Source organism: Lutibacter sp. (assembly GCF_041562875.1).
Taxonomy (GTDB): Bacteria; Bacteroidota; Bacteroidia; order Flavobacteriales; family Flavobacteriaceae; genus Lutibacter.
Map to the genome: position 1 here is coordinate 16,471 of NZ_JBFFOE010000035.1, position 11,745 is coordinate 28,215.

The following is an 11,745-nucleotide window of genomic DNA, read 5'->3' on the forward strand; positions in this document are numbered from 1 at the left end:
AAGTTATGCTGTGATTCTAAGTAATTCTTCTAAATTACATAAATGCTGATCACCTGTTTGCATATTTTTCAATGTATAATTATTATTTTTAATTTCATCTAAACCAACAATTATCACATAAGGAATTTCACGCTTATTAGCATAATTTAGTTGTTTTTTCATTTTTGCATTTTCTGGATACAATTCAGATTTTATATTGTTTTTGCGCAATTCAACTAAAGCTTTCATACAATAAGCTGCTTCCGTTTCTCCAAAATTTATAAATAACACTTTTGGTTTTGGCAATTCAACTTCATTAAATAAATTTAATTCTTCTAATACCAAATAAATACGATCTAAACCAAATGAAATACCAACACCACTCACATCTTTTAACCCAAATACTCCCGTTAAATCATCATATCTACCGCCACCACCAATAGATCCCATATAAACACCTTCTGGTGCTGAAACTTCATAAATGGCTCCAGTATAATAGTTTAAACCACGGGCTAAAGTTACATCCAAATCTAATTTAGCTGATTGTAAACCTAATGCTTCAATAGAATCTACAACAAATTTTAAATCTTTAACACCTTGAGTTCCTTCTTCTGAAGCTGTTAATAATTCTTGAAGCTGAACTAATTTTTCCTGATTACTTCCATTAAAATTAAATAATGGTTGTACTTTTCCAATAGCTTCCTCTGAAATTCCCTTTGAAAGCATTTCTTTAATTACACCATCAGCTCCAATTTTATCTAGCTTATCTAACGCCACTGTAAAATCTATCAATTTATCTTTAGCACCAATAATTTCTGCAATACCAGCTAATATTTTTCTGTTGTTAAGTTTTATAGTCGTTCCTGTTAATTTTAACTTACTAAAAACAGCATCGTATAATTGAACAAACTCAACTTCTTGCCACAAACCTTTACTTCCTACAACATCTGCGTCACATTGAAAAAATTCTCTAAAACGTCCTTTTTGAGGTCTGTCTGCTCGCCAAACTGGCTGCATTTGATACCTTTTAAAAGGAAATTCAATTTCATTTTGGTGTTGTACCACATAACGTGCAAAAGGCACAGTTAAATCATAACGCAATGCTTTCTCAGAAATTTTTGAAGTAATTCTTAAACTATCTTTTGAAGCTAGCAAAGTGTCATCAACTTTATTTAAATAATCTCCTGAATTCAATATTTTAAAGATAAGTCGATCACCTTCTTCTCCATATTTACCCATTAAAGTTTCTGAATTTTCAAAACTAGGTGTTTCAATGGGTTGAAATCCATATATTTCAAACACTTGTTTTATGGTTGAAAATATATAGCTTCGTTTTGTTACTTCAGTAGGTGAAAAATCACGAGTTCCTTTTGGTATACTTGGTTTTTGTGCCATTTTTATTAATTAGTTTGCAAATATCCGAAATTTAAAAAACTAATTAAAGCTTTTCTAGTATTGATTTTTCCTTAGATGTTAATGGTACTTCACTTACAAATTTGCTTTTGGTAGGCAAAATAGCTAACATCATTATTAATAATATTCCTACAAGAATAAAATAAAAGCTATTGTTAGATTGCATCACAAAAATAATACACATTAATGCTGGAAATTCTAACATTGCCAATCTAAAAATATGTGCAGTGCTATATTTTGAAGCTTTTTGAAGTAAATCAGCATCTTCAGGAATTTTTTTAATCAGTTTCATAAACAAGCTTTTACTCATTAAATTTCCTACAAATGATATTGTTATAGCTAAATAAAGAAAAGCTTTATCATTAGAATAAGAAAAAGTTAATTTTTCATTTAATTGTATTGAAACATACGCTGCGAATACAATAATAACCATTAACAATACAAAATGAATGATTTGCAATGATTTTATGAAATCTTTTGGTTGTTTATTAATGTAACTCATTTCTTTGATTTTGTTGGTTTAAAAAATTTGAAAACTTTAAATAGAATCCAAAATATAAATTAGTATTAAAATTATTGCTATAATAGGTAAAAAAATAGCAAAAACTGCCATTATTATTGAAGTTCTAGTCTCAACTGTTGAAATTAATGGATTTGCAATTCCTGCGGTGGTGGTGGAAGAAGCCAAACTTAAAGCAAATATAAGGAATAAAAATTCTAAAACCAACGGATGCAGCTAGCCCTATTCCAACTAAAATACTAAAAATTGTTTCAGGAGAAATCCTCATTTTTTAACTATTTTTTTTTTAAAAATAGCATTGGCTTTTTCTAAATCTTCAGGTGTATCAATTCCAATGGCAATTTGATTTGTTTCTACCATTTTAACGGTCATCCCATTTGCTAAAAATCGTAAATTTTCTAGTTTTTCAGTGGCTTCTAACCTATTCATAGGCAATTTAGTAAATTTTAGTAAGGCATCTTTTCTAAAAGCATAAATTCCAATATGCTTATAATAAATTGCTGTAGATTTTTCTCTTGGGTAAGGAATTGGTGAACGTGAAAAATACATGGCAAAATTATTTTCGTCAGTTACTACTTTTACATTATTCGGATTATTAATTTCTTCATCATCTTCCATTTTTAACATTAAAGAAGCAATATCTATTTGTTTATTAACATCCGATTTAAAAACGTTTAACAAATTTTTTAATGGTACTGTTTGTGTAAAAGGCTCATCGCCTTGCACATTTACAACAATATCAACCTCTAAATTTTCAACAGCTTCAGCAATTCTATCACTTCCTGATTCATGTTCTTTTTTACTCTTTATTGCTTTACCTCCATTTGAAATAATTTCGTTATAAATTAGGTCACTATCAGTTATAACATATACTTCATCAAATAAATTAGAGTTTTTTGTTGCTTCATACGTTCTTAATATCACTGTTTTCCCAGCTAAATCCTTCATTAATTTCCCTGGAAATCTACTTGCTTCAAAACGAGCAGGAATCATTGCAATTACTTTCATACTATTATTTCTTAAACTATGATTTTTTTAAACGTGTTTTCTTAAGATAATTTATACTTGCATTCAACTCAAAACCTAATAATAAAATGATGGAATTTATCCAAACAAATAACATTAAAACTAACAATGTTCCTATAGAACCATATAACTTATTGTAGGTTGCAAATTTTAATACATAAATTGCAAAAAGTTTAAACATTAGTATGGTTAAAACAGTTGTTAAAATGGAACCTGGCGTAAAAAAAGAAATGTGTTTCACCTCTTTTGTTCCATATTTATACAAAAATGAAACTGAAATAAATATGAGTAAAACAAAAAATAAAAATTGCCCTTTTTCAATCCAAAAAACATCATCTTCTAGCCAACCTTTTGCTTTTAAATCATTAATTCCTATTTCAAAGTAAAGAACAATTGCTACGGTAAAAACTAATATAAAAGACAGTAATATTGCCATTCCCATAGATATAAAATATTGCTTCAATATATTTCGCATTTCTGTTACATGGTATGAATATTCAAATCCACCTAAAATAGCATTAACACCATTAGTCATTAGAAAAATAGATGCAATAAAACCAAATGAAAGTAAACCGCTATATCTGTTATTTGCAATATCTTCAATAACATCATGAACTGTTTCAGCGGTATTTGGAGGTAATAATTGCTCAATCATTACTAAGAAATTCTCCTGAAATCCTTCAATTGGAACGTACGGAATTAAGGTTAAAATAAATAAAATAAAAGGAAATAATGCCATAAAGAAACTAAAGGCTATTCCACCTGCACGCGAGGTTAAAGCTCCTTTTACAATTCCAATAAAATACATTTCAATAACATCATACAAAGACATGCCTAATAAACCTGGGATTTTAATTCTTTTAGCTAAGCGTATGATCCAGTTTACAACTGGGATTTTATCAATATTTTCTTCAATTTGTTTACTCATTAAATAGCTTTTAAGCTTAAATCCATATTATAAACAGAATGAGTTAAAGCTCCCGATGAAATATAATCTACACCACATTCAGCATATTTTCTAGCTGTTTCTAAAGTAATACCGCCTGAAGATTCTGTTTGGCATTTATCACCAATTAATGCTACTGCTTTACGAGTATCATCATAATTAAAATTATCTATTAAAATTCTATGAACGCCCTCAGATTTTAAAATTTCCTTAATTTCTTTGAGGCTTCTTGCTTCAACAATTATTTTTAAATCTAATTGATTATCTTCTAAATATCGCTTGGTTTTAGTAATCGCCTGAGTAATACCTCCTGCAAAATCTATATGATTATCTTTCAACATAATCATATCATATAAAGCAAATCTATGGTTTTCTCCTCCTCCAATTTTAACCGCCCATTTTTCAATAGCTCTAATACCTGGTGTTGTTTTCCTAGTATCTAAAATTTTGGTTTTTGTACCTTCTAATAGGTTGGCAAACTTTTTAGTTTTGGTAGCTATTGCACTCATTCGCTGCATAGCATTTAATACCAATCGTTCCGCTTTTAAAATGGATAAAGAACTCCCGGAAACATAAAAAACAATATCGCCATATTTCACTTCATTACCGTCATTAATTAATGCTTCAACTTGTAAATTAATATCAACATATTCAAAAATTCTCTTGGCAAATTCTACACCCGCAATTATACCATCTTCCTTAACTAATAATTTAGCTTTCCCTTGTGCACTTTCAGGAATACAAGCTAATGAACTATAATCTCCACCTCCAACATCTTCTCTAACTGCATTAGAAATTATAATATTTAATTCTTTCTCAAATTGCTTTTTGCTAATCATTTTACGCCGATTTTAACACAAAAATAACTTTTTTATTTTCAAAAATTCATCTTTGTTTTCTTTTTATATTTGCCAAATGAAAATTAAATTACTGACCATTGGTAAAACCGATGATAAAAATTTACAAACTTTAATTGAAGCTTATCAAAATAGATTGAAGCATTATATTAATTTTGAGCTTGAAATTATTTCTGATATTAAAAATGTAAAGAATTTAAGTGAACAAGAGCAAAAAGAAAAAGAAGGTGAACTTATTTTAAAAAAGTTATTACCTACAGATACTTTAATTTTGTTGGATGAAAAAGGAAAAGAATATAGATCTATTGATTTCTCTACGTACCTTCAAAAGAAAATGAATTCAGGGATTAAGCAATTAGTTTTTGTAATTGGTGGTCCTTATGGATTTTCAGATGAAGTTTACAAAAAGTCTGTTGGTAAAATTTCATTATCAAAAATGACCTTTTCACATCAAATGATTCGTTTATTTATTGTTGAACAAATCTATAGAGCTTTTACTATTTTAAAAAACGAACCATATCACCATGAATAAATTAAAACTAGTTTTTGCAACCAACAACAAGAACAAATTAAAAGAAGTTCAGGCAATGCTTACCAATTTTAAAATTGTTAGTTTAGCTGAAATTAATTGTTTTGATGATATTGCTGAAACTGCAAACACGTTAGAAGGAAATGCTATTATAAAAGCAAATTTTATTACTGAAAAATACGGTTTAAATTGCTTTGCTGATGATACAGGCTTAGAAGTTGAAGCTTTAAATAACGAACCTGGTGTTTATTCTGCAAGATATGCTGGAATAGAAAATGATTCAGAAAAAAACATACAAAAATTATTAAAAGAGCTGGGAAATGATATAAATAGAAAAGCTCAATTTAGAACTGCTGTAACATTAAATATTAACGAAAAACAGTATATCTTTGAAGGAATTTGTAAAGGAACTATTTTAAAAGAAAAACAAGGAGAAAAAGGGTTTGGGTATGATGCTATTTTTATGCCTGAAGGCTACAATAAATCTTTCGCTGAAATGAATATGATTGAAAAAGGAACTATAAGCCACAGAGGAAAAGCCATAAATAAATTAGTGACATTTTTAAATAATTATACTTGGTAAATCCATCAAAATCATATAAAAACACTTTTATTCTATTAATAATAATGCTTATTATAGTTGTTGGCATAAATATAAGTTTAGGCTCTGTTTTTATACCTTTAAAACAAATTTTATTTTCACTTTTTGACGGTCCCGTTGAAAAAGAATCTTGGAAAGCAATTATCTTAAACTACCGATTACCAAAAGCAATTACAGCCATGGTTGTTGGTTCAGGATTATCAATTAGTGGATTGTTAATGCAAACATTGTTCAGAAATCCGTTAGCTGGTCCATTTGTTTTGGGAATAAGTTCTGGCGCAAGTTTAGGTGTAGCAATTTTAATTTTAGGTGCTTCATTTTTGGGTGCAAACATTACCGCTTATGCATTTACAAACTGGGGACTAGCAATTGCTGCCAGTGCAGGTGCTTTTTTGGTGCTTTCAGCAGTTATGTTAGCCGCTATTAAAGTTAGAAACACTATGTCTATATTGATTATTGGCCTTATGTTTGGAAGTTTAACAGCTGCTGTAATAAGTGTTTTAGCCTATTTTAGTAGCGCAAATCAATTACAACAATATTTATTTTGGAGTTTTGGAAGTTTAGGAAACCTTAGTTGGAATGAAATTAGTGCACTTTTGGTTACATTCTTCATTGGAATTTCACTGGTTATATTTATCATAAAACCATTAAACAGCCTGCTTTTAGGTGAGAATTATGCCAAAAGTATGGGTGTAAATGTAAAACGGACTCGTAATCTCACATTAATTTCAACCAGTTTATTAACGGGTGTAATTACCGCTTTTTCAGGTCCAATTGCATTTATTGGATTGGCTGTACCTCATTTAACAAAATTATTATTTAGCACCTCAAATCATAAAACATTATTACCAGCTGTTGCCATTAGTGGAGCCATCATTATGTTAATTTGTGATAGTATTGCTCAATTACCAAGTAGTGAATATACACTGCCAATTAATGCTATAACATCCTTATTTGGAGCACCTATAGTTATTTGGTTATTGGTTAGAAAAAGAAAAGTTTTTTATTAATGAAATTAGCGGCTAAACATATCATTCAAGTTAAAAATTTAAACATTGGATATACTTCTAAAAAAGAAATAAAAACAATTGCTTCTAATTTAAATGTAAACTTAGATGCTGGAAATTTAGTTTGTTTATTAGGAAAAAACGGAATTGGAAAATCTACTTTACTTAGAACTTTAACAAAGGTACAACCAAGTTTAAAAGGTGATATTTTTATAAATTCAACTAAATTAGAAACGTTCAGCTTTACTGATTTTGCTAAAATAGTTAGCCTTGTATTAACTGAACAACTACCAGACAGTAGTTTAACTGTTTTTGAATTAGTAGCTTTAGGAAGACAACCATATACTAATTGGATTGGTTATTTAACATCTGAAGATTTAGGTATTATTCAGTCTGCTTTTGAAAAAACAAACACCAAACATTTGATGAATTCAAAATGTTCTGAATTAAGTGATGGACAACTACAAAAAATTTTAATTGCAAGAGCACTTGCCCAAAACACACCCATAATTGTACTTGATGAACCAACAGCGCATTTAGATTTACATCATACAATTAATACGTTCTCACTACTTAAAAACTTAGCTTCTGATTTTCAAAAAACAATCATAGTTTCAACACATGAAATTAACTTAGCTTTACAATTAGCTGATGAATTATGGCTCATGACTCCTACTGATTTTATTTCCGGAAAAACTGAAACTTTAATTTCAAATAACAATGTAAGCCAGCTTTTTGAGTCTGACTTAATCACTTTTAACAAAACATTAAAGCAATTTATCATCAACCACTCCTAATTATTTTAATATATTTGGATTATCTCTAAAAACTCCAAATGAAAAACTTAATTATAATATTCACTATAACAATCCTAATTAGTTGTGGAAGTAACAATCATATTACAAGCCAAACTACTGATTATTCAGTTGTTACTGATGAAACAGCCATAAGATTTGCCAATACAATAACTACTGCCGATTTAAAAGAATATTTATATGCTTTTGCATCTAAAGAATTTGAAGGAAGAGAAACAGGTGAGATAGGTCAAAAAAAGGCAGCTGAATACTTAAAAAACTTTTATATAGCACATCATATTGCTTCACCTTATGGTGGAAATGATTATTTTCAGTCCATACCAACTGAACATTTGAGACCTGAGTTAAATCCTTCTGAAAATGTAGTTGCTTTTATTGAAGGAAGCGAAAAACCAGATGAAATTGTAGTAATATCAGCGCATTTTGATCACCTTGGTATGAATGGAGACGAGATATATTATGGCGCAGATGATGACGGGTCAGGAACCGTTGCAATTTTAGAAATTGCACAAGCATTTCAAGAAGCTGTTACTGAAGGAAATGGACCAAAGAGATCTATTTTATTCTTACATGTTACAGGCGAAGAAAAAGGATTATTAGGCTCAAAATATTATACTAATTTTCCTATTTTTCCATTAGAAAATACAGTGACTAACCTAAATATTGATATGATTGGTCGTGTTGATGATTCACATACAAATAATCCTGATTTTGTATATTTAATTGGTTCAGATAAATTGAGTGCTGAATTACACAACTTATCAGAAGAAATTAATATACGTTTTACACAACTAGATTTAGATTACACCTATAATGATGAAAATGATCCAAATCGTTTTTATTACCGTTCAGATCATTACAATTTTGCAAAGAATAATATTCCAATAATTTTCTATTTTAATGGTACACATCAGGATTATCATAGAATTTCAGATACTCCTGATAAAATTAATTATGAAGTATTAGCAAAACGAGCTCAACTTATTTTTTATACAGCTTGGGAAATAGCAAATAGAGAATATAGAATTAAAGTTGATTAGTAAAACGAGTATTCAGTAGCAGTAAAAGGATTCATTTTTAACTTTCAAACTAATATTGAATTTGGTTTCACTCAGTCTACAATTAATATATAACTCTGTGAATATACAAGTATACCTTAATGTATAATTTTAAATATTAATTCTTTTAAAATTTCTCCACTAGTTAAATTAGCTCCCACTCCCTTACTTTTAACATCTGCATCTCGTAAAAAAGAAATAACTTGAGAAACTTTTCGCATTGGATAATTTTTTGCTGCTGTTATATAATCTGAAACAAAAAACGGATTTACACCTAACGCCTTGGCAACATGATTTTTAGATTTATCTTTTAAGCTATGGTAAATGAGTAATTGAGTAAAAAAACTGTTCAATAAAGATATTGTTACAACAATTGGGTTTGCTTTCTGGTTTTGAGCAAAATAATTTATAATCATATTTGATTTATAAACATCGCGTTCTCCAATGGCTTTTCTCAATTCAAAGTTGTTATAATCTTTACTAATACCAATATTTTCTTCAATATCTTTAGGTGTAATAATAGACTCTACTGGTAAAACAACCATTAATTTATCTAGTTCATTACTTATTTTACTTAAATCATTTCCTAAAAACTCCACCAACATTAACGTTGCTTTTGTATCTATTTGATACTTTTTACCCGCTAAAACGCGCCTAATCCAATCTGCAACCTGATTTTCATATAGCTTTTTACTTTCATAAACTAAACCAATTTTTTGAATGGTTTTGTATAATTTTTTACGTTTATCAATTGTTTTATATTTGTAACATAAAACTAATACTGTTGAAGGTTGTGGATTCTCTGCATAGGAAACCAACTTTTCAATAGTTCTGGATAGGTCTTGTGCTTCTTTAACAATTACTACCTGACGTTCAGACATCATTGGGAAACGTTTCGCATTGTCAGAAATCTCTTCAACAGCAACATCTCTTCCGTATAAAACCATTTGATTAAACCCTTTTTCTTCTTCAGAAAGCACATTATCTTCAATAAATTCTGAAATTTTATCAATATAATAAGGCTCATCACCCATTAAAAAATAAATAGGTTTAATATTTCCACTTTTAATATCTGAAACTATTTTAGTAACGTCACTCATTTATAAAAAAAAATTAGCACTTTTGTGATATGCAGCAATTGAATTTACCAACATATAAATTCAGAATCAAAAGTACCAAAAATAAGTATGTTATTTTTGATATTATTAGAAAAAAATATGTGAGCCTTACTCCTGAAGAATGGGTACGTCAACATCTTATTCATTATTTAATTGAAGAAAAAAAGTATCCTCTTTCATTAATTGGTATTGAAAAAAAACTTACTGTCAATAAATTAACAAAGCGAACAGATATTTTAATATTTAATACTAAAGGTTTACCTCATATTATAGTTGAATGTAAAGCTCCATCAGTAAACATAACTCAAAATGCATTTGACCAAATTGCAAGCTATAATTTAAAATTAAATGCCAATTACTTAATGGTTACCAATGGAATAAATCACTATTACTGTAAAATGGACTTTGAAAATGAAAAATATATTTTTTTACAAAATATACCAGATTATATTTAAGAATAAATTAGTTAATTTTTAATTGCTTTTGCAGTAAGTTTGTCATTGTGAAAATAGCCATCGTCATATTAAATTGGAACGGTAAACAATTGCTAGAAAAATTTGTTCCATCTATAGTAAAATATAGCAATTTACCCAACGTAGAAATAGTTCTTGCAGACAATGCATCAACTGATGATTCTGTAAATTTTATTCAGGAAAATTATCCGAATATTAAAATTGTAAAAAATTTAAAAAATGGGGGTTATGCTAAAGGCTACAATGATGCTTTAAAGTTTGTAAATGCTGATATTTATGCTTTAGTAAATTCAGATATTGAAGTTACTGAAGGTTGGTTAAATACAATTATTTCGACCTTTGAAACTGAACCTGACACAAGCATTATTCAACCAAAAATATTAGATTATAAGAATAAAATCAAGTTTGAATATGCTGGTGCAGCAGGTGGTTTTATTGATAAATATGGATATCCATATTGCAGAGGTCGTATTTTTACAAGTTTAGAAACAGATTTAAAACAATATGATGATGTTACAGATATATTTTGGGCATCAGGTGCATGTTTTTTTATTAGAGCTGAAGTTTTTCATGAACTCAATGGTTTTGATGAAAGTTACTTTGCTCATCAAGAAGAAATTGATTTATGCTGGAGAGCAAAGAATCTACAAAAAACCATTAAATATGTTGGAAAATCAACTGTATATCATGTTGGTGGAGCAACACTCAAAGAAGCTAGCCCGAGAAAAACTTTTTTGAATTTTAGAAATAGTCTTTTTTCATTGGTTAAAAATTTACCCCAAAATAAATTAGTCCAAATCCTATTTTTAAGACTCGTTTTAGACGCTGTTGCTGGAATAAAATTTTTACTAGAATTACGTCCTTTACATACTTTAGCAATTGTAAAAGCTCATTTTAGTTTTTATTATCATTTGCCAAAAACATTAAAAAAAAGAAAACAAATTCAGCAAAAAAATAATTATTTTAGTATTAATAGTATTGTTTGGAATTATTTTATTTCAGGAAAGAAAACATATAAAGAGCTCTAATTTAATATTCTATAAAAAATCAACACTTCCTTTACCTTCCCGAAAAACTGTTATTTCATCATTAGACAAATCAATAACTGTTGATGGAATATTGTCTCCAAAACCACCATCTATTACAATATCAACTTTATTATCCCACTTCTCGAAAATTAATTCAGGGTCAGTTGTGTATTCTATTAAATCATCCTCATCATAAATTGAAGTTGAAACAATTGGATTTCCTAATTTTTTAACCAACTCCCTAATAATATTACTATTTGGAATTCTTATACCAACTGTATTTTTATTTTTAAATGCTTTTGGTAAATTATTATTTCCTGGTAAAATAAACGTATAAGGCCCTGGTAATGCTTTTTTTAGAATTTTATAGGTTGC

The 11,745-nt window shown here is 28.5% G+C and carries 15 protein-coding genes; 7 read left to right on the forward strand and 8 right to left on the reverse strand.

What is annotated here, in order from left to right:
• Window positions 1-3 precede the first annotated feature (3 nt).
• The 6 genes from hisS to nadC all read right to left on the reverse strand — a co-directional run bounded on the left by hisS (window position 4) and on the right by nadC (window position 4,723).
• Entirely contained in the window at window positions 4-1,374 is a 1,371-nt protein-coding gene (gene hisS, locus ABY863_RS06805; RefSeq protein WP_372793510.1) for a histidine--tRNA ligase, read from the reverse strand.
• A 43-nt stretch (window positions 1,375-1,417) separates the two neighbouring features.
• Window positions 1,418-1,894, reverse strand: a complete 477-nt coding sequence (locus ABY863_RS06810; RefSeq protein WP_372793511.1) for a hypothetical protein — start codon at window positions 1,892-1,894, stop codon at window positions 1,418-1,420.
• A 36-nt stretch (window positions 1,895-1,930) separates the two neighbouring features.
• Complete coding sequence (locus ABY863_RS06815) at window positions 1,931-2,080, reverse strand: DUF4126 family protein (RefSeq protein ID WP_372793512.1); 150 nt, start codon at window positions 2,078-2,080, stop codon at window positions 1,931-1,933.
• A 96-nt stretch (window positions 2,081-2,176) separates the two neighbouring features.
• Window positions 2,177-2,920: a 3-deoxy-manno-octulosonate cytidylyltransferase gene (kdsB, locus tag ABY863_RS06820; RefSeq protein ID WP_372793513.1), complete on the reverse strand. Its 744-nt coding sequence runs from the start codon at window positions 2,918-2,920 to the stop codon at window positions 2,177-2,179.
• A 16-nt stretch (window positions 2,921-2,936) separates the two neighbouring features.
• Window positions 2,937-3,866: a YihY/virulence factor BrkB family protein gene (locus ABY863_RS06825; protein WP_372793514.1), complete on the reverse strand. Its 930-nt coding sequence runs from the start codon at window positions 3,864-3,866 to the stop codon at window positions 2,937-2,939.
• Entirely contained in the window at window positions 3,866-4,723 is an 858-nt protein-coding gene (gene nadC / locus ABY863_RS06830; protein WP_372793515.1) for a carboxylating nicotinate-nucleotide diphosphorylase, read from the reverse strand. The genes ABY863_RS06825 and nadC overlap by 1 nt, the downstream gene beginning before the upstream one ends.
• A 76-nt stretch (window positions 4,724-4,799) precedes the next feature.
• On the opposite strand from nadC, the gene rlmH reads away from it, so the two are divergent.
• Genes rlmH through ABY863_RS06855 form a run of 5 tightly spaced genes read left to right on the forward strand, consistent with a single transcriptional unit; the run spans window position 4,800 to window position 8,733 of the window.
• On the forward strand, window positions 4,800-5,273 hold the full coding sequence (gene rlmH, locus ABY863_RS06835) for a 23S rRNA (pseudouridine(1915)-N(3))-methyltransferase RlmH (RefSeq protein ID WP_372793516.1): 474 nt from the start codon (window positions 4,800-4,802) through the stop codon (window positions 5,271-5,273).
• Complete coding sequence (locus ABY863_RS06840; RefSeq protein ID WP_372793517.1) at window positions 5,266-5,853, forward strand: non-canonical purine NTP diphosphatase; 588 nt, start codon at window positions 5,266-5,268, stop codon at window positions 5,851-5,853. Before rlmH ends, ABY863_RS06840 begins: the two co-directional genes overlap by 8 nt.
• Window positions 5,854-5,897: 44 nt before the next feature.
• The gene (locus ABY863_RS06845) at window positions 5,898-6,881 is read left to right on the forward strand and encodes a FecCD family ABC transporter permease (protein ID WP_372793518.1); all 984 of its coding nucleotides are present in this window, start codon (window positions 5,898-5,900) and stop codon (window positions 6,879-6,881) included.
• Window positions 6,881-7,675: an ABC transporter ATP-binding protein gene (locus tag ABY863_RS06850; RefSeq protein ID WP_372793519.1), complete on the forward strand. Its 795-nt coding sequence runs from the start codon at window positions 6,881-6,883 to the stop codon at window positions 7,673-7,675. The genes ABY863_RS06845 and ABY863_RS06850 overlap by 1 nt, the downstream gene beginning before the upstream one ends.
• A 38-nt stretch (window positions 7,676-7,713) precedes the next feature.
• Window positions 7,714-8,733, forward strand: a complete 1,020-nt coding sequence (locus tag ABY863_RS06855; RefSeq protein ID WP_372793520.1) for a M28 family metallopeptidase — start codon at window positions 7,714-7,716, stop codon at window positions 8,731-8,733.
• A 116-nt stretch (window positions 8,734-8,849) separates the two neighbouring features.
• On the opposite strand, the gene holA is transcribed toward ABY863_RS06855, so the two are convergent.
• Window positions 8,850-9,851 (reverse strand): DNA polymerase III subunit delta, encoded by a 1,002-nt coding sequence (gene holA, locus ABY863_RS06860; RefSeq protein ID WP_372793521.1) that lies wholly within the window; start codon window positions 9,849-9,851, stop codon window positions 8,850-8,852.
• A gap of 29 nt (window positions 9,852-9,880) precedes the next feature.
• Here holA and ABY863_RS06865 point away from each other — a divergent pair, with 29 nt between their 5' ends.
• Both ABY863_RS06865 and ABY863_RS06870 read left to right on the forward strand, forming a co-directional pair.
• Window positions 9,881-10,324, forward strand: coding sequence for a type I restriction enzyme HsdR N-terminal domain-containing protein (locus ABY863_RS06865; RefSeq protein ID WP_372793522.1), 444 nt, complete (start codon window positions 9,881-9,883; stop codon window positions 10,322-10,324).
• A 47-nt stretch (window positions 10,325-10,371) separates the two neighbouring features.
• The gene (locus tag ABY863_RS06870) at window positions 10,372-11,370 is read left to right on the forward strand and encodes a glycosyltransferase family 2 protein (RefSeq protein WP_372793523.1); all 999 of its coding nucleotides are present in this window, start codon (window positions 10,372-10,374) and stop codon (window positions 11,368-11,370) included.
• 9 nt (window positions 11,371-11,379) lie between these two features.
• Here the strand turns inward: ABY863_RS06870 and ABY863_RS06875 are convergent.
• Window positions 11,380-11,745: L-threonylcarbamoyladenylate synthase (locus ABY863_RS06875; RefSeq protein WP_372793524.1), on the reverse strand; the 366-nt coding region annotated here is incomplete at its 5' end.